Genomic DNA, 20,854 nt, shown 5'->3' with positions numbered 1-20,854 from the left:
CACTCATGCTATCCGCCAGGGATGTGGCGAAGCACTGCTATCCCTTTTTGCTTATGGTACTGGCCTATTGAGCTTCAGTTGGCGCCCGCGAGCGGTGTGCCAGGAGCTTCTCCGCGCCCTTGTACGGCGTTACTGATTCGACTATTCTGGACAGGTGTCCATTCAGATCACCGACGTCGCCCGCCTGGATGCCCCACTGCGAGGCCGACAGCAGGGCGATACGGCGCGCAGAGTCATGGACGCAGCCATCGATCTGTTGCACGAGGAGCCGCGGGTTCGGCTGACGATGCGCGCCGTAGCCGCCCGTGCCTCTGTGCCTGCGGCGACGGCGTACAACTACTTCTCATCGAAGAATGCGCTCATTGCCGAGGTGTACCTGGAGATGCTGCGCACCGTTCGGCCGTGCACCGATCCCACCCTGAGCCCCGCGGCGCGAGTGACCGTGGTGCTGCGCCGGATAGCGTCGCTCGTCGCCGAGGGCTCCGACATGGCCGCCACGTGCGCAATCGTGACGCTGGCCAACGAGCACGATCTGGCGTGGACACGGACCGAGATCGAGGATCAAATCCATCGGCTCGTCAGCTCGGCACTCGGCCCGAAGGCGCCCCCTGGCGTTGCGTACACGTTGATGTCGGCGTACGCAGGAGCACTGCTGCACCTGGGAATCGGTGCGAGGCCGAGAGCCCAGCTGACCGATCGTCTCGAGAAGGCAATCGCCCTCATCGTCGATGACACGCTCTAGCGCCTGCGGTACCGGACACGAGCCGGTCGAGCGAGTTGCACCACCATCTTGGAATGGTCGTTGCGGTAGCCCTCCGACGGCTGAGCCATCTCGAAGGCGAACTCACGCAACAAGACCGAGAAAATCGCCTTGATCTGCATGGTGGCGAAGGCGGCGCCAACGCAGCGATGCCGACCGGCCCCGAACGGGATCCAGGTCCAGCGGTTGATCAGGTCTTCCTGACGGGGCTTGTCGTAGCGGTCGGGCAGGAAGTCGTCCGGCTCGGGGAAGTCCGCTGCGATCCGGTTGGAGATCGCCGGCGAGGCGGCAACCATGTCGCCTTCGCGGATGGGAAAGCCGCAGACCTCGAAGTCGCCCTTGGCTACGCGCATCAGGATGATCAGCGGCGGGTGCAGCCTCAGCGTCTCCTTGAGTACGTTCTCGAGTCGCGGGATCTGACGCAGCGCATGGAAACTCACCGACTGCCCGTCGCCGTAGAGCTCTTCGAGCTCCTCGAGCACTCCGGCGTACACCTCGGGGTGGCGCAGCAGCTCGATCAGCGTCCAGGACGAGGTGCCCGAGCTGGTGTGGTGCCCGGCGAACATCATCGAGATGAACATGCCGGTGATCTCGTCGGCGGAGAACCGCGGATCGCCCGCCTCGTCCTTGACCGTGATGAGCACGTCGAGCATGTCGCGGTCGCTCTTGTCCGCGGGCGGGCTGGCGATCCTCGATTCCATGATGCCCTCGACCAGCGCCACCAACCCCTTTCGCGCCTCGTCGCGGCGGCGGAAGCTCTCGATCGGAAGATACGGGTCCACATAACACAGCGGATCCGTGCCGCGCTCCAGTTCGTGATAGAGGTAGGCGAACCGGGAGTCGAGCTGCTCGCGGAACTTCCTGCCGATCAGGCAGGCCGACGACGTGTAGATGGTCAGCTCGGCGAAGAAGTCCAGCAGGTCGATCTCGCCTTCGTCACCCCAGTTCGCGGTTATCCGGCGGACTTCGTTCTCGATGGTGGTGGCGTGGCCCTTCATCTGCTCACCGCGCAGGGCGGCGTTGTGCAGCATCTCCTTCCGCCGCTCCGGGCTCGCGTCGAAGTTGACGCCCTTGCCGAAGATCGGCGTCATGAACGGGTACGCCTCGGCCTGATCCAGATCCTCATCTGGCGAGCGGAAGAAGAACTCGTTGGCTTCCGTGCCCGACAACAGGACGACCTGCTTGCCCGCCAGCTGGAACATGCCGACGTCACCGCATTCATCGCGCACCCGTTGCATCAATGCGATTGGGTCGGTGCGGAACTCCTCGAGGTGTCCGTGTTCCTGTTCACCACCCGATACCCGGGGGACAACGGCTACAGCCATGAGGGCAGCCCTTCTTCGTGGAGCCGGTGCATGCACCGACACGTGTTAAACAACGGTGTTGTTTAACCTACCGCTGCCGCATCCCCTGCGCAACAATGTGAAGTTACCGCCGCGACCGCGCAGGCTTGGCGGTATGGCCCGCAGGTGACGCCGTCTGCGCATCGACCCCGTCCACGATCCAGCCAATGGTCATCGGGAAGTTCGCGGCGATCTTGGCGGCCTCGGCGGCGTTCTCCGGCGACAGTTGCGGCTCACGCAGGGCCCGGACCTCGATGATGGTGTGGTTGATCGTGACCGTCACCAATGCGCGGCAGCACTCCACCGCGACTGCGCGTGGAATTCCTGCCCGCAGCATGCTTTCGAACAACTCGTCGACGTACGACGTGACCGCGTCACGATCGGCAATGGTCATGAGCTCGGTCAGGAAGGGATGCGCGCGCAGCGTGTCATGCAGGGCAAGGCACCACTGCAACGCCGTCGACTTCCAGTCGTCGTGCTCGTGGAAATCCAACTGCAGCTGAGAAAAGTGCTGCGCCACCAACGTTCGGATGAGCTTCTCGCGGGTGCCGACCTGCTGATAGAGCGTTCTGGTGGAGATCCCGAGATCCGCGGAGAGCGTTCGCGCGCTCAGCGCATCGACCCCCTTGGCGTCCAGCAGCTCGAGCGCGCGCGCGTGGATCACCTCAACGGGGATCAGCGGCCTCGGCATCCCGGCATCCTACAAGCCGTTGCACTTGGACGGACAGGCTTGCTACGTTGTAGAACAACGTAGAACAACACTGTGGTTATATGAAGGGGTCAGCCAGTGCTTGGCAGTCGGTGCATGGATTGACGGTCGCCACGACCGCCGAGCAGGTGGCCGCGCAAGAGGCGGTACGGGCCTTCGCGCGTACCTCCAACGTGATCGAGGACGCGCGCGACGAGACCGGCACGGCGTGGCGTCGAGTGTGGTCGCCGCTGGCCGATCTCGGTGTGTTCGGGGTCGCCGTCCCCGAGGACGCTGGTGGCGCCGGCGGTACGTTGGCCGATCTTGCGGCCATGTTGGAACAGGTTGGCCACGAGCTCATCCCGGGCCCCGTGGTCACGACTACAATCGGTGCTCTGCTGTGCAGTACCACTGGGGTCCCGTCATCATTCGTCGACGCGATGGTCACGGGTGCACGGCCCGCCGCGATCTCGTCGCCCCAGTCCGATGCGGTCGTCAGGACCGGAGACGACGGGCGTCTGTACCTCACCGGGACCTACCCCAGCGTCCACGGCGCGTGTGCCGAGTCCCTACTGATCCTGTCGGCACACCACGATGCCGAGGCCACCTGGGTGCTGGTGGAACCCGACCAAGACGACGTCGACGTGACGCCGTTGCCCGGCGTCGACTTCGCGTCCCCCATGGGGCGAGTGGTGTGCCGCGACGTTCCCGTCGTCGCCGAAATCCGTTGCACGCATGGCTCGGTCGATGACCTCCACGTGGCAGGCATGGTCGCCGTCTGCTCGGGTATTGCGCGCAAATGCCTCGACATTGCGACCTCGTATGCCAAGCTGCGCGAGCAGTTCGGCGAGAAGATCGGCCGCTTCCAGGCGATCAAGCACCTCTGTGGCGAAATGCTCTGTCGTGCCGAGCAAGCCGCAGCACTCGCGTGGGACGTCGCGTCGGTCGATGCCGAAGATCGCCCACTGGCCACGGCGGCCGCCGCCGCCATCGCACTCGATGCCGCCGTCGACAACGCCAAGGACTGCATTCAGATTCTCGGCGCGACCGGTTTCACCTGGGAGCACGATGCGCACCTCTATCTGCGGCGCGCGTTGACTCTGCGCCACCACGCCGGCGGCAGCGGCCGGTGGCGCCTGCGCACCGTTGAGCGGGCTCGCGCCGATGGCGGTCGGGAGTTGTACGTCGACCTTGGCGAGGCCGAGAGCGACCGGAATCGGGTGCGCGAAGACCTGGCTACCGTCGCCGGGCTCCCCCAGACCGACCGGCAACGCGCACTTGCCGATTCGGGATACCTCGCGCCACACTTGCCCGTTCCCTACGGGCAGGCAGCATCGACCGCGCAACAAGTGTTGATCAGCCAGGAGATGCAGCGCGCCGGCATCGAGAGACCGAACCTCATCATCGGCTGGTGGGCCATCCCGACGATCGTCGAGGCGGGAACACCGAAACAACTGGAGCGGTTCATCGGTCCGACGTTGCGTGGCGACCTCACGTGGTGCCAGCTGTTCAGCGAGCCCGGTGCCGGTTCGGACTTGGCGTCGCTGAGCACGTTGGCGATTCGGGCGCCCGGCGGGTGGCGTCTCAACGGGCAGAAGGTGTGGCCCACGCACGCGACGGACGCCGATTGGGCGATCTGCTTGGCGCGCACCGACCGCGATGTGCCCAAACATCGTGGTATCACCTACTTTCTCCTCGACATGTCGACTCCGGGGATCGTGGTCCGCCCGTTGCGGGCCATCACGGGCGAACCGATGCTCAACGAAGTGTTCCTCGACGACGTCTTCATTCCCGACGACGCCGTTCTGGGCCAGGTCAACGACGGATGGCGGCTTGCGCGTAGCACCTTGGCCAACGAACGCGTCGAGATGAACACCGGAACCCTCGGCGCCCCCACCCTGAATCTCATGGCGCTCAGCGAGAAGTGCGACGATGCCGTCGAGCTCGACAAGGCCGGCGCACTAACCGCCCAGGCCATCGCCAACAGTCTGCTGGCGCATCGCAGCCTGCTGGAACGGATGCGCGGCGCACAGCCTGGTGCTGAGGCGTCGTTGCAGAAGATTCTCGGCGTGCGGCAGCGTCAGCAAGTGGCCGAACTGACGTTGCAACTCAGGGGCTTTCACGGTGTGTCTGCGGGGCCCGAGGCGCACGAATTCTTCCTCACCAGGGCGTTGTCGATCGCCGGGGGTTCCGCTCAGGTGCTGATGTCGCTGGTGGCCGAGCGAATGCTCGGACTACCCCGTTAGGGCGGTCAAGAAGACCGCGGTTCCCCGTCGAGAAGGTCGACGAGTGCCGTCGCCGATTCGTGCAGACCGGTTTTCAGGGAGTACGACCTGTCGATCGTCCAGTTCACGATGCCCACCACCAGTGCCCCGACGATGATGTCGGCCAGGATCTGCGGATCGTGTTTGGCGTTGACCTCGCCACTGGCGACACCCTCCTTGACGAGTTCGAAGAATCCGTCATGCAAGCCGAATCCACGCTGGGTCCCCGAACCCATGGTCGTTACCAGCATCGCGCCGATCATCGACCGGTACGCGTCGCTGGCCCCGACGAGCACTGCCGCGATCTCGTCGAAGAATCCGATCAGCTGATCGGAAACCGCCTCGTGCGTCCGGTTGACAAGGACCTCGCGCAGGTTCAGGAGACGCTTCTCGGCGAGGGCATGGACCATATCCTGCCGGGTGGCGAAGTGGTTGAAGAACGTCCGGTTGGCGACATCGGCCCGCTCACAGATGTCATCGATCTTGGTGGCGTCGATGCCCTGTGACAGGAACAGCTCGAACGCGGCCTCGAGAATGCGGTCGCGCACTTCACGTTTGCGCCGGTCGATGCGGTTCACACCGGTGATACTACGCAATGTGCAACGTTGCGTGTGGATGCAACGTTACATCGATCGGCACTAGTTATCCGGATGCCTTCGCACGGCGGCGCCGCGGTGCGGGGGTCGAGGCCTCAGCATCTTCGTGTGGGGCTTGCAGGATCAACCGGATGACGCCGTCAAGGCGGCCTGCGACGGTGTCATAGCTCAACGATCCCGTCCCGGCCCGCACCAGGGCGCCGTAGAACACGAATTCCACTGCGGCCAGCACGCTGACCGGTATGCCAGGGCCCAGTGCCGCGGTAAGCCGTCGCCGAACCTCGATTCCGATCTGCTCCCGCAGCGGAACCAGCTCGTCCTCGTCACCCATCAGCGCCGTGGTGCAGGCTGCCGCCACTTCGGGCTCGTCGGCACCAAGCATGGCCAACGCGTGAATCTCCTGGATGATCCGCTCGTGCGTGGTCTGGTTGACGTCGACGAAGAGCGGCACCGTAAGGACGAGCCGCAGATACAGCGCGGCGACCAGACCGTTCTTGGATTTGAAGTAGTTGTACGCGGTGGCAGGCGACAGTTGGGCGCGGGCGGCGATGGCCCGGACGGTCAGATCGGAGTACTTGGTCTCGTGGAGCAGCTCGACCGCCGCATCGAGCAGTCGATTGTAGGTCTCTTCTTGGCGCGGCCTTCCGCCGTTGTCCACCTCGACGACCTTTGCTGCTCTTCGGTTGGACACGCGTCTAGCCTAATGCAGCGCTGCGCAGAGGATCAACGCAACACGAACCAGAGCAACGCCGAACGCTCGCCCACGCCTGGTGGATGAGGTTGGCAGCCGGTACTTCTCAATGCAGAGCCGAGTCCGTCGAGTTCCTGGCCAAGCGTCAGACGTCTGTCCATTTCAGCCTTCCGCGCCGGCGCTTCGGCCCACTGGCATCAGGTCGGAATCGACTGGCCGATAGCCGCTGCGATACAGCCGCTCGGTGTGCCCAACCTCTCCGTCGGCGAGCCCGACGGCACCCAGGGCGTGTCGCTTGTAAGCCCGCGCAGCTGCACTCAGCCGGTACTGGGTGGTGTCGACCCTGCCGCCGATCTTGGCAGGCCGAGTGCCACCCCACAGCGCCACTTCGGTGATACCCGATCGCACTGCCTCGAGCACTTCCTCGTGAATGCGCTCGTCGAGCGCCAACAGGTCGGCGGCGACTGCCAGTCCTGCAGCGCGTTCGGGGCCGCGGACGACGGACGCAAGCCCAGCGTGCAGATCGACGGCCCTGACGCCGAGGATTCGAAGCGATCGAGCGGCGTCTTGACACTCCCCGTCGCTTCGCTCGCCCCGGGCGTCGGGCACCAGAACATCGACGTCCCAGCCCGCCATGCGCCGATCGAACAACCAACCCCCCGCGAACTGGACAACGTCGGCCCCACTGGGAGCGATGACGATCAGCTGGTACCGCATGACCCTGTCCGTGACGGCGTGAGCGCGACGGCTCGGCCGCCCGACGCGCGGAGTTGCATCGGCCATAATCATCCTCGCGTTGGACATGTGTCTACCTTAAACAGTCAGACTCGGGCGCACAAGGAATTGGCGAACGTTCCATGTATTCGGCTGATATCGCACTACACACTGACGCAAGCCATCGCGATGCCGATCGCTCCGGATAGCTAGACCATACAGATTTGGACAGTTGTCTATTCGCTCGCATGTGCGGCGGAGACCCCACCCAGCCGCCAGAGCGGAATCACCACGGCCGGGTCACACTCTTCTTCGACGATCCACTTGCACATGCGGCGAATGGGTTCGATGGCGTCCTGCGGCATAGCGATCGCGACGTTGCACGCGTAGCCGAGGCTGGTCAGCCGTTGGGCACCGAACAACGGAAGCTGGTCACGGAGTTGGCGCTTGAGGCTTTCGGGATAGATGCCGATGGTCTGGGTGTAGGCGTTGACCGCGGCGGTCACCTTGTCCAGGGAATCGACAGGAACGACGTTGGCGATGCGACCGGACAGCATCGCCGAGTAGTCCACCGGAGAGTCGAACTGGGACACGATGATCGCGCCCTCGTGATCCTCACCGCCGATCACGCGATACCAGTCGTCGGCCATGCGCGAGGCGTCGACGTGCTCGTACAGCTCACGGCTCGGATGGAGCGGTGCCGTGCTGATGAACTCCGGTAGCCCGACCAAGGCCTCGTAGATCATCTCCCCTAGCCGGTTGGCGTTGTCGACGCCTGCGGCATCGGTCCCGCTCATCACGTAGATCACGCGGGCGTTGGCGCATCCCTCCTGATTGGCGACACCGATGTCGACTGCGGCACGGCCTGCCACCTCCCGCATGGTGGCCTCGTCTGCGAATGCCTCGGCACCGATGATGGTTGCGCTGCGCTTGGGGTCGAGTGCGATCAGCTCCAACCCCGGCTGAATGTAGCGGGTGACGTGCTTGACGGACGCCAGGCCGCCCCACGCGACGATCTTCTCGATGTGCTGCGGCTGGTACAGCTCCTCCTCCACGGCAAGATCGCCGCCCTTCCAGTACCCGACCACGAGGTGCTTGGTGATGGGGTGATCCGGCGCGACGTCGGCAAGGGTCCGTGCGATGGCGACTGCGGTCAGCGGGTCGTTGGACGGAGCCTTGATGATGGTGTCGCAGCGGGCGATTACCGACCGCAGAATGGTGACCGCCGAGACGAGTCCGCCATTGCCCGCGGGGATGTGCAGCACCCGTGAACCGAATGCCCGGACCCTCAGCTCGCGACCGTCGGCGAGATGCTGCGGAACCCACCCGTTGAGGTATGCGAGTCCGACCTGGCTGTCGGCGATCTCCAGCACGTTGGCCCGCGCGAAGAGCGGCTGCAGAATCTGGTAGCTGTTCTTCAGCATGTCCGCAGGCAGTGGATTCGCAAGCAGCGCAGCTTCGTACGCCTCCTGCATGTGCGTGTTCTTCTCGAACACGAGTGCCTCGCCCACCGCCTGCAGGACGTCGAGGATGTCGTCGAAGCTGAGGTCGTAGAGGTCCGACATCTGCATCGGGTTCGCCAGCGGCAGCCGCTCGACGTACTTGCTCATGTCGGGCGCCTGGAATTCCGAACCGCCTGACCGGGTCCCGAACGAGACCAGATCGTCGGTGATGACCTCGCCGCGGAGGAACAGCGGAACGGTGAAGGCGCCGCTCATGACTCGAACTCCTTCATGAAGTTGACGGCCTCGTTGTGGACTTCGTGGGTCGCGGCGCACGTGATGCGATCGTCGTCTGCGCCCGTCTTCTCGCTGTAGCGGATGATGTCGTGCTCGAACGCGACGCTGGTCTGGCCGCAGGGGCACTCCAGATCCCAGTCGATGGTCACCTCGTCGCCGGAGATGACCCCGCCCCAGTGGGCCTTGAGCAGGACGTCGTAGACGGCGGCACGGCCGGTCCGAACGCCCGTGCGCGGCAACGGTTCACTCGTTTCCGGATCCAGGATGAACGGGATGACCCACGGCTGCACGTGATAACGGCCCTCGCTGCACGCGAAGTGAAAGGCGCTCTGTTCGGAGAATCCATAGCCCTCTCGGATCTCGTCGACGCCGAGGAACTCGCGAATGACGTCCATGTATCCGTCGGGCAGGACGAATCCCTTCAAGCCGCCACCGGTGAGTATCACCGAGTCCTTCGCGAACACGTCCTTGATGCCACGGTCCAGGCCCGCCCTGGCGACGTCGTACATCAGGTTGTAGGTGCCGATCATGAAGATTCGCTTGCCGCGAAGCTTTTCGGACATCTCGGTGAAGAACGAGTCGAGTTCCTGGGGCTGTCGCATCTGCATGGCGATGAACTCGTCCTTGCGTGCGGCCAGTGCCGGGTCGATGACGAGGCGATCGAGTTCGCCGCGGGACGCGGCCGCACGCATCTTGGACGCCAGGAACATCAGATCGGTGTCGACCGCGTCGGAATACAGCGAGTGGAACCTGCTCTCGTCGCCGCCCGTGAACCCGCCCTTGAGCATGTTCGCGATGCGCAGGTGGCCGAGCTTGCCGCTGGCATAGTTCGGCCAGATCACCTCTACCGCCGGGTTGAGTTGCGCTGGAGTGGGTTCGGTGCCGAACGTCTGAAATAGACAGATCTTCCAGAGCACCATGCCCTCGCGCGCACCGTGCTTGTCCTTGGGAAGGATCGACAGGGTGCCGGTCGTGCCGCTGGACGTGATCACTTCGAGTGGCGTGTGCTCGTCGAGTCGGTCGATCCACTCGTCGATGCTGTTGCAGCCCTCGGCATCGAACTGGGACAAGTCATGGCTGGTGAGCTTGTCCAGCCACTTCGTCATCAGGTCGAACCGTTTGTTGTCGATCAGCGCCGCCGGGTAGGACTTGAACGCCGTGTGCGAGAAGAACAGCGGAACAACGTCATTGAACTCGTCGACTTCGGTGATGCCGAGCCGGTCGGCGAGCTTGCGCAACATTTCGATACTGTCGCGGTGCTCCTGGAACCGGATGCTCATCGCCTTCCGCTGGAGCGCTTCCAGTTCGGCGCGCGGGATGCTGTGCATCTGGGTCAGCGACTCGCCGAAGAACCCGATGGGGTCGTCCATGAAGTCCCTCACCGAGGGTGCTGACTGCTCCGTCAGGCTCATCTGTTCTCCAGTCCTCTGCCAGTTCGGGTCGTCGATCACGGCGCCCTCGACTGCACTCAGACTACGATTGATTGCAGTTGACCGCAAGAGTGCAGTCTTATGCAATTACTGGAGATCGGGCCTACCGAGTCAGTGGCGGATCCCCGCGGTCGTCGAGGCGGATCCGCAACAGCGACTCGCCATGTGCAGCCGTGACGAACACTTCGTCGACGGGGCCCCCGCCGATGCAAACGTTGGTGGGCAGCGAACCCGCGGGCACCGCGATACTGGCGGTGCGCTCACCCGCGCCGTCGATGACGTCGATGCGGTCGGCGGCGGTCAATGCCACCCAAGCCTGCCCCAACGCACTGATCGCCATCCCGTCGGGCCAGCCGTTGTCAAAGGTGTGCAGGACAAGCGGTTTCAGCCACGACACGGCACCGTTAGGCGCCATCTGGTAGGCGAGCAACTCGCCGATCAGGGTGGCGGTGACCAGTAGCGTGCGTCCGTCGCGGGTGAATCCCAGCCCGTTGATGAAGACCGGCCCGTTCTCCACGATCAGCTCGGCGGCACCGGTGTCGACGTCGACCGCCCAGACTCGACCGGGTAGCCCATCGCCGGGCGTCGTGTGATCGATCTGGCCACGGGTATCGGTGACCCACAGCCGCCCGTCCGGCCCGAACGTCAGGTCGTTGGGCGCGCCGAGACCGCCGACGAGATAGTCCACCCGCTCATTGATGATCACCTGGACGCCGGGTTCCGCGGGTCCGCTGGCGCCGAACACTCCCCCGTTCTGGGCGACGTACAACGTGCCGTCAAGCCCGCGCGCCAGGCCGTTTGGGCCACCGCCGGTGTCGATGCGCTCGGTTGCCCCACCGGATGGGTCGACGATGTAGATGCAGCCGTGGCTGACGGAGGTCAGCGCGATGCGGTGATCGTCAAGCCACACCGGTCCCTCGGTGAAGCCAAGTCCTTCGGCGAGTACGTCGATGTGCATTCCGCTGTCACGGCTCCGGCAGCTCGGCCCAATCACGCGAGACCGATCCACTCCACTGCGGGGCACGTCGGGCCAGGAACGCATTGACCCCTTCGCGGGCGTCGTCGCTGCCCATCACACGGTGATGCAGCTGGGTCTCCATCCACGCGACCTGGCGTGCGGAGTACTCGTTGGTCAGGCTGTCCCACAACAGCCGTTTGCTCAGCGCCGCCGACATCGGCGCCACGTTGACGGCGATGTCGCGCGCGATCTCCATCGCCTGATCCAGCACCTCGGCCGCGGGCACGGCGCGTGAAGCGATACCCCTCGCCACCGCCTCAACGCCGTCGAACGTCCTTCCGGTGAGCAGTATTTCGGCTGCGACGGCCGCACCGGCTATACGGGTCAGCGTCCAGTGCGACATGCAGTCGGGGATGACTCCCCTGCGCACCTGGACGACACCGTACTTCGCGTCCTCCGCGACGATCCGGATGTCAGCTTGCAGCGCCAGCGTGAGCCCGATCCCGATCGCATGTCCGTTCACCGCAGCGATGACCGGAGTCCGCAACTCGAAGGCCGCAGGGTCGATCGGCGACGCGGTGAAGCGAGCGGCGTCGCCGGGCGAGTCGAAGGGGCTGGCGTCGGTGGAGAAGTCGGCGCCCGCGCAGAATGCCGCGCCCGCACCGGTCAGCACGATCGCCCGCACGTCGTCGTCCTCGTCGCAGCTGCGATAGGCCTGGCTCAGTAGCGCGCCCATCTCGCCGGTGTAGGCGTTGCGCCGGTCCGGCCGGTTCAGTGTCAGTACGGCGACACCGTCGCTGACCTCGACCGTCAAGTCCGGTGACATCAGGGCGCCACGTCATCGTGCAGGGCGGCGACCAGGTCGGCGACGTCCTCGCTCCGCGGTGTGTAACCCGGGAAGTAGCAACAGACTTCGTCACTCATCTTGCCGAACCTGTCGACGATCTCGGCCGCACACTCCTCGGGCGTGCCGACGATCCCGAGCGTGTGCACCATCGGATCGGTGATCAACGCACGCATGTCGCTGAAGGCTCCCTTCTTGGAAAGCGCGTTGAGCTTGGGCTGCAGTTCCGCCCACCCCTCCACCTCGAGCACGGGCACATACGCGGGCGTGGACCCGTAGAACGCGATCAGCGATGCGACGGCATCGATCGCGGCCGCCAGTTCTGCGTCGGTGCGGCCGACCGCCACCATGGCCTGTGCGATGACTTGAAGATCGCCGCTTTCCCGACCCGACCGCCGCAGGCCCTCGGTGACTGCGGGCACGGTGCGCTCGGCGAGGTGGCGGGCACTGTTGAACGGCATCACCAACAGGCCGTCGGCGACTTCGGCGGCCGCCCGGGTCATGACCCGTCCCAGCGCACCCATCAGGATCGGCGGGGGACCGAACGGATTGGGACCGGGGTTGAAGTTGGGCGGCATCAAGGTGTGAGTGAAGAACTCGCCGCGAAAGTCCAGACGCGACTTGCCTTCCCACGCAGCGAAGATGGCCTTGACCGCGGCGACCGTCTCCGCCAGCCGCCGCGCCGGACTGCCCCATTGGCTTCCGTACCGCTTCTCGATGTGCACCCTGATCTGCGAGCCGAGGCCCAGTCGAAACCGCCCCCGGCTGTAGACCTGGAGATCGTAGGCGGCGTGCGCCAGATGAAGTGGGCTGCGGGGACCCGCAATGGCCACGTTCGTCATCAATTCGAGGTCGGTATCGCCAGCCGCGACCACCAACGGGAAGAACGCGTCGTGCTGACCCTCGAAGGTGAAGGCTCCGTCGCAACGCAGCGCCGCCAGATCGCGGGCATGGCTCGACACCTTCGCCGGTGATCCCTCGAGCTGCAGATGCACCTTCACGTCGGATCCTTCGCTCTACCTCGTTCACAAGACCTATCAACGGCGGTGCCGAAGGACCGTCGCCTTGTGACCATAAGCATATTCGCGTAGGAAAACAACGTGGTTCTACGAACTCATCGTCGAGATCTGCCTTAGGGCTGTCACATCGCAGGGATCGCGACCCTGTGGCAGAACTCGGCGGAGGTTTCCAGCTAGCCACCATTGACATTGTTTGTGCCAATGCTTAGCTGGATTAATGACCGGACTGATCGCCCTCGAAGAACACGTGCTACCCGCAGACCTCGTCGAGCGGGTGTGGTCGACGTCGGAGGCGCCGGAAGCGATCACCGCGAAGCTGGTCGAGGTCGGCGAACAGCGCTTGAGGGTGATGGACGAGGCGGGCATCGGCATGCAGGTCTTGTCGGTCGTCGCGCCGGGCTCCCAGCAGGTCCCCGCGGAGCACGCCGTCGACCTCAGTAGGCAGCTCAACGACCGCTGCGCCGAAGCCGTTTCGGCCCACCCAGATCGTTTCAACGCGCTGGCCAGTCTGCCCACGCAGGACCCAGCCGCGGCGATCGCAGAGGCCAAGCGGGCTATCACCGAGCTGGGCTTCTGCGGCGTCGTCCTCAATGGACATACCCACGGACGGTTCCTCGACGCACCCGAATTCGACGAATTGCTGGCGGCCATCGCTGAACTCGACGTTCCGATCTACCTGCACCCCACCTATCCCCCGCCGGAGGTCGCCGACGTGTACTTCGGCGGGCTCCCCGAACAAACGGGTAGGGCGCTCGGCACAGCCGCCTGGGGATGGCACGCCGAGACCGGCATGCACGTGCTCCGGTTGGCCGCCACCGGAGTCTTCGACCGACATCCCAACCTGCAGGTCGTCGTTGGGCACATGGGCGAGAACCTGCCGTTCTCCCTGATGCGGGCAGACGCCGTGCTGAGCCGAGTCAATCCCGACGCCCCATCGGTGGCCGACGTCGTCCGCGAACACGTGCACATCACCATCTGCGGCTACACCACGACGCCGCCGCTGCTGTGCGCCCTCCAGGTGTTCGGCGCCGACCGCATCATGTTCTCCAGCGACTACCCCTTCGGCGACCCGGTGGAGCATTCGAGGTTTCTGGCGGAGGCTCCGATCAGCCCGGCCGACCGGGACAAGATCGGCTACCGCAACGCGCAGCAGCTGTTTCGGCTCTGAAAGCTCAATAGGGGTGTTCGCCAAGCCACTCGAGATAGTCTTCAAGCGCCTCTTCGAACGTGTATTGCGGACGCCATCCGGTGTCGTGGGTCAACAAGTCCGCATTGTATCCGTTCGACGGATAGGGTTCCGCCCGAAGCGTTTCCGGATGCAGGCCCACTTGCGGAGCGGCATCAGGCCTTATCCCATACAGGGCCTGCAACTGTTCGCGCGCGCTGGTGGTGTAGCCGCTGGATAGGTTGTAGATGCGATGCGGAAGCGCGTCCGCACCAATCATGCCCGCGAGCGCACTGGCCGTGTCGCGAACGTAGGTCAGTGGGGACACGGCGATCACACTCCACAGATCGGACAGCGGTACGCCCATGTATCCCGCGCCTGCCATCAGATTTCCCCTGCCGGCAACCGTGTGAACGGCACGGCTGATGGGACTACCCATCTCCTTGTAACCCGGCCCGAACTGAGTCGGAATCCGCAGCACCGCGACGTCGAGCCGGTGCTCGTTGAGGTTCTGGTTAGTGCGCACCGTCGCCGACCCGCCCATCTGCCAGGGAGCGGCATAGTCGAGTGCGATGCGCTCCAGGGATCGTTTGACCGAGATCTCAAACGCCGGTAACGCGAGTGCTCTACTCCCATCGGGCGCGGTAAAGGCACCCATGGCGTCGGGATGATCATCGATCGTGGCTTGCACAGGAAAGCGTGCGTCTTCGGCGAATGGCGGTGCGCTGCCGCCATAGACCGCGATCGAGCTGACCAAGACGAGGCGCTTTACGCCTGTGGCCTCGGCGGCTTCCAGGCAATTGAAGATCATGTCGTAGTTGCCCCGGTTCGCCGTCCGGGTCTGCGCGTGTTGGTGAGCCTGTGCAGCATGTATCACCGATTGAAAGTCGTACCGGCTGAACAGGTCGAACACTTCCCCGCTGCGCGCGAACTCCACCGGTTCGATGGTGACCAGCTCGCGGAGGTCGCCCAACGCCCTCTCGATTTGGTCGTGGCCGTGACGAGCGGTGATCACGACTGACGTCCCTTCGGCGGCTAGGGCGCGGGCGGTGTTCAGCCCGACCAGCCCTCCGCCACCGGTGATCAAGACATGAGACATCGTTGGCTACCCTTCCGATTCGGCTGCAGTGGTTGGTGGAGTACGCAATTGGCTAGGCATCGCCTGCTCCGATGAGCTGCAGTCGCAGGGCATCCAGTTCGGTGTCGGACTTTTCCCCGACGAGACGCAGGATCTGTTCCGCGTCGTCGCCAACGGCCGCGCGGATTGGCGGAGGCACCTGCTCGACCAGCTCGATCACCCGGTCGGCGGACGCCTCGGCGCTCAGACCGGCGTCCTGCATGCTGTTGAGCGCATCGCTGAACTTGCCGAAGACGTCGCCATAGAGTGCGCGCTGCTCGCCGGTCATGGAGTCCGCCAAACGTTTCAGGGCAGCGGCCGTCTTGGCCGGCCCTCCGGTGCGCATGTTGCCGGCTTGAGCCATCACGAACGTGACCCCAAACGGCTTGAGCTCTGCGCGATAGACGTCGGCCAACGCCTCGAATGCCGCCTTCGAGGCGCTGGACGGACCGTCGAAGGGCACTGGAAACCGGCCCGTCATCGCGCCGATTTGGACGATGCGGCCGCGCGACTTGCGCAGCGCAGGAAGAAACCCGTTGATCACCGCTAACGCGCCGAAGACATTCACTTCGAACTCGCGCCTGATGTCGCCCAACGGGATGACTTCAAGCGGACCGGGCGTCAGAGTGCCGGCATTGCTGATGAGCACGTCGAGTCCGCGCTCACCCAACTCCTCCGAAACCTTGTCCACCCAGGCAGTGACAGTGCTTTGATCGGTGATGTCGGCAAGGGTCAGGGCGACGTTGCCACTCGACACATCCAGTAGATCGGCAACATGCTGTTCTGATCGTGCCGTGCCAAAGACGCGATAGCCCTTCGCCGCGAGCTTGATCGCCAATGCGCGCCCCAGCCCGCTGCCCGCCCCGGTGATGGCGACGCTCGGTTGATGTAATTCCGTTGTGTCAGACATGGTTTCACTCCTTCGTGATCTCGGACGGTTTCGAACAATCGGTCAGAGCGACGTGACCAATAGGCCAGCCGTCACGGCACTGAGCACGAGGAGCAACGCGGCGGGGCCGGCGTGGCGGAGGTCCCCCACGCGGGCATGAGAAGCGATCCCACCAACCATCAGCAGGGCGAGACCGATCGCGGCGGCGATACCAAGTGCCGGGACGACGAAGCCGATGGCAAGTCCCAGACCGCCTGCGACCTCCAGCGCGCCAACCACGCGCCATAGTTGCGCCCCGACACGCAACTGGTCGCGCATCTCCAATGACTGTTTGGCGCCGGCGATCTTGAGACCGCCCGAGCCGAGGAACGCTACCGCTAGAAGCGCGCTAAGGACGATGGTGGCGATGTGCATTTCGAACCTTTCGTTGAGGGTTGTCGATCTGACGTTGGGCGGACCTCATTCGAACCGCCACGTGGGGTAGTCGGCGGTCACTGGCTCATGCCCTTCGCCATCGCGACCAGCCGGGAGAAATTGAGTTCGTTGTCGCCACGCAGAACTTTCACGACGTCGCGGATCATCCGTGGAGATGGGTTGGTGCCCAGAAATTTCCGATTGATCGGCGGTCCCCATTGGGAGAGTCCGGATGCGGTCAGCGGGGCCCACCCGGGTTCGATGGTGTTGTCGAACAGGTCGCCGTCGGTGAAGTGCTCGACCATCAGCTTGTCGGGATCGTGCCAGTAGTCGAAGATCTGACTGCCCAGAATGTGGCGGCCCATGCCCCAGACGCGTTCGTATCCTCGGTGTAGCAGGTACTCCCCGCCTGCGGCCACCGCGTCCAGGTCAGTGACCTGATAGGCGGAATGGTCATAGCCGGCCACGGTTCCGAGTCGGAGGGCCAGAGTGTGGTGATCGGAGGCTACCGATCCGCGATCACAGCGGATGAACGCCAGTGCCGGACCGCGGTCACGCTGACCGGGCACGTACTGGAAATCGCTGACGATCAACCCGAGGGTGTCCAGATACCAGTTCAGACTGCGCAGGAAGTGCGGTGTCTGCATCACCAGGTGCCCGAGGCGCTGCACCTGCGCGGGTTCACTGGGCGGACGCTGAGTGGCGTTGATCCGCAGACGATCACTGCCGAAATTGAAGGTGTGCACCCGCTGTTCGGGCAGGGCCGGCAGATCGTGTCTCCCGTGGTAGACCCCGACGGCGATTCCGCTCGGGTCGCACAGTCGCACCACGTAACCCTCGCCAGGTTCATCAAGCGGTTCGACGCGCCGATTGTTCACCCATGCCAGCGTGTGCAGATCGGCTTCGTCGGCCGCCTTGAACGTTGGACCGATGAACCGGGACCTGGCACCTTTGCGGATGACCACCGCGGGCGTGCCCGGCAGTGATCCACGCAGATACAAGGCGTTGGACTCGCGGGCGGCTACCGCGAGACCGAAAGCCCTCGCGAAGGTTTCGGCGCGGTCGAGGTCCGGCTTCTCGAACTCGAGCCAGGCCAGGTCCGTGACTTTGATCGTCGGATTAACGGAGCGTCCGCTGTGCTCACCCCGGTTGGGTCCGTGCTCGCTGTGGAGGTCGGCGTGTCCGTCGACTGCGTTCGAGTGCTGATTCTTCACGAGTGTCTCCTGTGGAGTGAGAGCCTTGAGGGTGTGCTTGTTATCGCGCGCCGCGCGCACGCGCTATGACGTCGGCGGGGTCGGCGACGGCGGTTCCGCTCCAGGCGATGTGCAGGTCTGGGCGGACGAGGACCAATTTGTGGGCATAGAGCTGGCAAAGCCTCGGGTCGTCGAGCATCAGATGACGCACCGGCACGCCTGCCAGTTCGGCTTCGTCCAGGAGTCGCTTGGCGTCGCTGGGTCCGGGGACGGCGTCGACGAGGGTGTAGCCGGGGCCGAACCGGTCGAACAAGGTCTCGCCGTCGGCGACCACGACGTTCGGTGCGCGGTGCCCCGGCCGCACGGTGGGCACGAAGGTGCGCCGATCCCAGGGAGGTGCTTCACCATCCGTGGCGCACACGATTGGTGAGTCGCCGTACCGGACGTCGAGTTCAATTCCCAGGCTGAGGTTTTCTGCATTATTGGTGGTGAAGAATTCGGCGACGACCGCCCGGTGCGCGCGCCCGTCGTCGCTGTCCTGGCCGATGAGATCTGGGTCGATCATGTTGCGGGACTGCAAATGGACGAACACATTCTCAACCGACGCGTTGCGATTGCGATCTCCGACCGGGCGTCGCTCGGCCTCATAGCTGACCAGCAGCTCTGGTCCGCCCCAACCGTGCAGCAGGCCGGCGAGTTTCCACCCGAGGTTGAACGCGTCACCAAGACCGGTATTCATTCCGAAACCGCCGGTCGGGACCATCGTGTGGGCCGAATCACCGGCGAGCAGGATTCGATCCCGCCCGTATTGATCGGCAAGCAGTGCGTTGGGCCGCCACACGCTCGAGGCCAACACCTCATCAATTTCGACCGGGTGGCCCAATGCCCGGGCGACGAACTCGTGGGGATCCCCGATCGGATCGGGATCGTCGACGAGCCCCAAATCCTTGTGCAGTGTCCAGGTGTCGACCTCGTCCTGCGCGATGAGGATCGCCCCATCGGTGACGTACAGGTGCCAGAACTGGCCCAGCGCATGCAGATTGGCGAGATCGCTGGAACGAAAGTGCACCAAGGCAAACGCGGTAATGTCCTTGGCGCCCTCCATCGCAATACCGAGCTCGCTGCGGACCACGCTCGACGCGCCGTCACATCCGACCAGGTAACCAGCCCGGATCTTCAGTGCGTCACCTGTGTCGTCCACGACGGTGGCGTCCACCGCGTCGCCGTTTTGAGCGCACGTCTGCAACTGCCACCCCTGGCGAACGTCGATCAACGGGTCACGCTGGCAGCGATCCATCATCACCGCTTCAAAGATCGCTTGCGAGCAGCGTTGCCATGGCTGACCCGGACGGGTCCCGTCGGGCGAGCCCCGCAGCGTCGCCCACTCCTCGTCGATGGAAGGCAAGGACCAGCGGGTGATCTCCGGGCCGTCGAGCCCGGGAGCGAAGATCACGTCGAACGAATGCTCCGGCGCCACCCCCACGCGACGCAACTCGACGTCGACACCCAACCGCCGCAGCAGCTCCATGCTGGCCCCATTGGTGACGTCCATCTTCGGGAATCTGGTCGTGTGCGTGTTGCGTTCGGCGAGTACACAACTGATGCCGTATTGCGACAACACGCTGGCGAGCACGAGACCCGTCGGACCAGCACCGGCGATCAAGACCGGGGTGTCGAGTGTCTGCGTCATGAGGAGGTCTCCCTGGGGCTGCCGAATCGTTCTGCGTCCACGATATTTCTTAAGTTGATAGATGTCAATATAAATATTGCCGACTGATATGCAATAATTTGCCCCATGGCTTCTACCCAGGCATCGCAGCGGCGTCGCGGTCGTCCGAAGACCGCAGACTCGACGCCGCTAGACGACATCCTGGAAGCGGGCCTTGCGGCTTTCGCCACGTACGGGTATGAAGGCGTTTCACTGCGAATGCTCAACCGGGAACTGGGCGTCAGTCACAATCTGATCTATCAGCGCTTCGGCGGAAAAGACGATTTGTGGCGCGCCGCGATCGATTTCGGCTTCGGCCCTCTCCTGCGCATCATGCAGGGCATTTTCGATCCGACCCTGACCGAGCCTCTGGAACAGTTTCGTCTGGCGATCCGCCGGTACGTCGTGTTCTCCGCCGACCACCCCCAGTTGGTGGCATTGATGAACATCGAGGCCCGCCAGGACACCGATCGGTTGAGCTACATCTACGACACCTACATCGAGCCGGCATTGTCGGGCGTCGGGCGACTCCTGCTGTACCTCGCCGAACAGAGAGCGATTCGCCCGATTTCATTGCGGGAGTTCCACTTTCTGGTCTCGCACGGCGCGGCCACTCTCTACAGCCTGGTGCCGCTGGCGATTCTGTTCGACCCTGCACCCCCGGGCGACCCCGCCGCCGTCGAAGAACACGCCCGGCTGGTATCGGATGTGATCGTCGAGGGTCTGCGGCTGCACCCGAACGGTTAGTCCGGTAGGCGGCAACCAAACCGACTGCGACGACGTCGCTCGCGCGGACCACAACTGAGCCTGTCAGCCAGGCGGCGGTGCGGGTCAGTGCTGCACGATGTGGATGAAGTTGTCCTCGACATCTCGGATCGCCGTCGAACGAATTCCTGGCGCCAACTGCTTGTCGCGCCAGATGATCGGTACGCCCTTGTCGCGCAGCTGGTCGGTCGCGCGCGTGAGGTCGTCGACGGCGAAGGCGAGGAACTTGTTACCTCTCGGCAGCAGATGATGGGGGGGATCGGCGCACAACCTCGGCTCGGTGGATACGGTCGGCCCATCGCCTTCAATGAGTTCCAGCTGGGTTCCAGCTCCCTCCAGAAGCACGACATTGGCCCCGTCGATCCTGACGCGCGCCACTTCGGTGAAGCCCAGAATGCTTTGGTACCACTGCTGGGATCGGTCGAGGTCGGCGACGACGATCACGGTGCAGGCAAAGGCCAGCGAGCCCAGGCCGCGGCCGGGCGCACTCACCGCCGCGCCGGGTTGCTGGTTATCGGTTGTCATTGGGTCGATCTCCTCAGTACGTCGACACGGGC

The 20,854-nt window shown here is 64.3% G+C and carries 20 protein-coding genes; 4 read left to right on the top strand and 16 right to left on the bottom strand.

The annotated features are described in order from the left end of the window. The first annotated feature begins 154 nt into the window (after window positions 1–154). On the top strand, window positions 155–742 hold the full coding sequence (locus HNP02_RS26240; RefSeq protein WP_184443564.1) for a TetR/AcrR family transcriptional regulator: 588 nt from the start codon (window positions 155–157) through the stop codon (window positions 740–742). Here the strand turns inward: HNP02_RS26240 and HNP02_RS26235 are convergent. Both HNP02_RS26235 and HNP02_RS26230 read right to left on the bottom strand, forming a co-directional pair. Further along, window positions 739–2,085 carry a cytochrome P450 gene (locus HNP02_RS26235; RefSeq protein ID WP_184443563.1) on the bottom strand — a complete coding sequence of 449 codons (1,347 nt, stop codon included), beginning with the start codon at window positions 2,083–2,085 and terminating at the stop codon, window positions 739–741. The genes HNP02_RS26240 and HNP02_RS26235 overlap by 4 nt on opposite strands. A 103-nt stretch (window positions 2,086–2,188) precedes the next feature. Next, window positions 2,189–2,794: a TetR/AcrR family transcriptional regulator gene (locus HNP02_RS26230; protein ID WP_184443562.1), complete on the bottom strand. Its 606-nt coding sequence runs from the start codon at window positions 2,792–2,794 to the stop codon at window positions 2,189–2,191. Window positions 2,795–2,913: 119 nt separating this feature from the next. On the opposite strand from HNP02_RS26230, the gene HNP02_RS26225 reads away from it, so the two are divergent. Beyond that, complete coding sequence (locus tag HNP02_RS26225) at window positions 2,914–5,037, top strand: acyl-CoA dehydrogenase (RefSeq protein ID WP_184443561.1); 2,124 nt, start codon at window positions 2,914–2,916, stop codon at window positions 5,035–5,037. A gap of 5 nt (window positions 5,038–5,042) precedes the next feature. Here the strand turns inward: HNP02_RS26225 and HNP02_RS26220 are convergent, their stop codons facing one another. The 8 genes from HNP02_RS26220 to HNP02_RS26185 form a co-directional block, all read right to left on the bottom strand. After that, complete coding sequence (locus HNP02_RS26220) at window positions 5,043–5,633, bottom strand: TetR/AcrR family transcriptional regulator (RefSeq protein WP_184443560.1); 591 nt, start codon at window positions 5,631–5,633, stop codon at window positions 5,043–5,045. A 64-nt stretch (window positions 5,634–5,697) separates the two neighbouring features. Continuing rightward, window positions 5,698–6,342 carry a TetR/AcrR family transcriptional regulator gene (locus tag HNP02_RS26215; RefSeq protein ID WP_184443559.1) on the bottom strand — a complete coding sequence of 215 codons (645 nt, stop codon included), beginning with the start codon at window positions 6,340–6,342 and terminating at the stop codon, window positions 5,698–5,700. Between the two features lie 162 nt (window positions 6,343–6,504). After that, a complete protein-coding gene (locus HNP02_RS26210) occupies window positions 6,505–7,059 on the bottom strand; it encodes a hypothetical protein (RefSeq protein ID WP_184443558.1) in 555 nt (184 codons plus the stop codon). 233 nt (window positions 7,060–7,292) lie between these two features. Then, on the bottom strand, window positions 7,293–8,774 hold the full coding sequence (locus tag HNP02_RS26205) for an acyl-CoA reductase (RefSeq protein ID WP_184443557.1): 1,482 nt from the start codon (window positions 8,772–8,774) through the stop codon (window positions 7,293–7,295). After that, window positions 8,771–10,207, bottom strand: a complete 1,437-nt coding sequence (locus tag HNP02_RS26200) for a hypothetical protein (RefSeq protein ID WP_184443556.1) — start codon at window positions 10,205–10,207, stop codon at window positions 8,771–8,773. The genes HNP02_RS26205 and HNP02_RS26200 overlap by 4 nt, the downstream gene beginning before the upstream one ends. A gap of 121 nt (window positions 10,208–10,328) precedes the next feature. Then, complete coding sequence (locus tag HNP02_RS26195; RefSeq protein WP_184443555.1) at window positions 10,329–11,183, bottom strand: SMP-30/gluconolactonase/LRE family protein; 855 nt, start codon at window positions 11,181–11,183, stop codon at window positions 10,329–10,331. 7 nt (window positions 11,184–11,190) lie between these two features. Then, window positions 11,191–12,009, bottom strand: a complete 819-nt coding sequence (locus HNP02_RS26190; protein WP_184443554.1) for an enoyl-CoA hydratase-related protein — start codon at window positions 12,007–12,009, stop codon at window positions 11,191–11,193. Beyond that, the gene (locus tag HNP02_RS26185; protein WP_184443553.1) at window positions 12,009–13,028 is read right to left on the bottom strand and encodes a TIGR03617 family F420-dependent LLM class oxidoreductase; all 1,020 of its coding nucleotides are present in this window, start codon (window positions 13,026–13,028) and stop codon (window positions 12,009–12,011) included. The genes HNP02_RS26190 and HNP02_RS26185 overlap by 1 nt, the downstream gene beginning before the upstream one ends. A gap of 235 nt (window positions 13,029–13,263) precedes the next feature. Here HNP02_RS26185 and HNP02_RS26180 point away from each other — a divergent pair, with 235 nt between their 5' ends. After that, window positions 13,264–14,214, top strand: coding sequence for an amidohydrolase family protein (locus tag HNP02_RS26180; protein WP_184443552.1), 951 nt, complete (start codon window positions 13,264–13,266; stop codon window positions 14,212–14,214). A 4-nt stretch (window positions 14,215–14,218) separates the two neighbouring features. Here the strand turns inward: HNP02_RS26180 and HNP02_RS26175 are convergent, their stop codons facing one another. From HNP02_RS26175 to HNP02_RS26155, 5 genes are all read right to left on the bottom strand, one after another. Further along, window positions 14,219–15,298 carry an NAD(P)-dependent oxidoreductase gene (locus HNP02_RS26175; protein WP_184443551.1) on the bottom strand — a complete coding sequence of 360 codons (1,080 nt, stop codon included), beginning with the start codon at window positions 15,296–15,298 and terminating at the stop codon, window positions 14,219–14,221. 64 nt (window positions 15,299–15,362) lie between these two features. Then, window positions 15,363–16,238, bottom strand: coding sequence for an SDR family NAD(P)-dependent oxidoreductase (locus tag HNP02_RS26170; protein WP_184443550.1), 876 nt, complete (start codon window positions 16,236–16,238; stop codon window positions 15,363–15,365). A gap of 42 nt (window positions 16,239–16,280) precedes the next feature. After that, on the bottom strand, window positions 16,281–16,631 hold the full coding sequence (locus HNP02_RS26165) for a DoxX family protein (protein WP_184443549.1): 351 nt from the start codon (window positions 16,629–16,631) through the stop codon (window positions 16,281–16,283). A gap of 77 nt (window positions 16,632–16,708) precedes the next feature. Next, window positions 16,709–17,845 (bottom strand): VOC family protein, encoded by a 1,137-nt coding sequence (locus HNP02_RS26160; RefSeq protein WP_184443548.1) that lies wholly within the window; start codon window positions 17,843–17,845, stop codon window positions 16,709–16,711. A 40-nt stretch (window positions 17,846–17,885) separates the two neighbouring features. Further along, window positions 17,886–19,514: an FAD-dependent monooxygenase gene (locus HNP02_RS26155; RefSeq protein WP_184443547.1), complete on the bottom strand. Its 1,629-nt coding sequence runs from the start codon at window positions 19,512–19,514 to the stop codon at window positions 17,886–17,888. Window positions 19,515–19,619: 105 nt separating this feature from the next. Between HNP02_RS26155 and HNP02_RS26150 the strand changes: the two genes are divergently transcribed. Continuing rightward, window positions 19,620–20,279, top strand: a complete 660-nt coding sequence (locus tag HNP02_RS26150) for a TetR/AcrR family transcriptional regulator (protein WP_184443546.1) — start codon at window positions 19,620–19,622, stop codon at window positions 20,277–20,279. A gap of 84 nt (window positions 20,280–20,363) precedes the next feature. Here HNP02_RS26150 and HNP02_RS26145 read toward each other — a convergent pair whose 3' ends face one another. Next, a complete protein-coding gene (locus tag HNP02_RS26145; RefSeq protein WP_184443545.1) occupies window positions 20,364–20,822 on the bottom strand; it encodes a VOC family protein in 459 nt (152 codons plus the stop codon). Window positions 20,823–20,854 lie beyond the last annotated feature (32 nt).

Source organism: Mycobacterium sp. AZCC_0083 (assembly GCF_014202335.1).
GTDB lineage: Bacteria > Actinomycetota > Actinomycetes > Mycobacteriales > Mycobacteriaceae > Mycobacterium.
The sequence above is the reverse complement of the archived record's forward strand: the minus strand, read 5'-3'. Positions and strand labels throughout refer to the sequence as shown.

Bases quoted from the DNA above. Each gene is read 5' to 3' on its own strand.
- HNP02_RS26235 (WP_184443563.1), bottom strand. From the start codon at position 2,085: ATGGCTGTAGCCGTTGTCCCCCGGGTATCGGGTGGTGAACAGGAACAC.
- HNP02_RS26230 (WP_184443562.1), bottom strand. From the start codon at position 2,794: ATGCCGAGGCCGCTGATCCCCGTTGAGGTGATCCACGCGCGCGCGCTC.
- HNP02_RS26210 (WP_184443558.1), bottom strand. From the start codon at position 7,059: ATGCGGTACCAGCTGATCGTCATCGCTCCCAGTGGGGCCGACGTTGTC.
- HNP02_RS26205 (WP_184443557.1), bottom strand. From the start codon at position 8,774: ATGAGCGGCGCCTTCACCGTTCCGCTGTTCCTCCGCGGCGAGGTCATC.
- HNP02_RS26200 (WP_184443556.1), bottom strand. From the start codon at position 10,207: ATGAGCCTGACGGAGCAGTCAGCACCCTCGGTGAGGGACTTCATGGAC.
- HNP02_RS26195 (WP_184443555.1), bottom strand. From the start codon at position 11,183: ATGCACATCGACGTACTCGCCGAAGGACTTGGCTTCACCGAGGGACCG.
- HNP02_RS26190 (WP_184443554.1), bottom strand. From the start codon at position 12,009: ATGTCACCGGACTTGACGGTCGAGGTCAGCGACGGTGTCGCCGTACTG.
- HNP02_RS26180 (WP_184443552.1), top strand. From the start codon at position 13,264: ATGACCGGACTGATCGCCCTCGAAGAACACGTGCTACCCGCAGACCTC.
- HNP02_RS26170 (WP_184443550.1), bottom strand. From the start codon at position 16,238: ATGTCTGACACAACGGAATTACATCAACCGAGCGTCGCCATCACCGGG.
- HNP02_RS26165 (WP_184443549.1), bottom strand. From the start codon at position 16,631: ATGCACATCGCCACCATCGTCCTTAGCGCGCTTCTAGCGGTAGCGTTC.
- HNP02_RS26155 (WP_184443547.1), bottom strand. From the start codon at position 19,514: ATGACGCAGACACTCGACACCCCGGTCTTGATCGCCGGTGCTGGTCCG.
- HNP02_RS26150 (WP_184443546.1), top strand. From the start codon at position 19,620: ATGGCTTCTACCCAGGCATCGCAGCGGCGTCGCGGTCGTCCGAAGACC.
- HNP02_RS26145 (WP_184443545.1), bottom strand. From the start codon at position 20,822: ATGACAACCGATAACCAGCAACCCGGCGCGGCGGTGAGTGCGCCCGGC.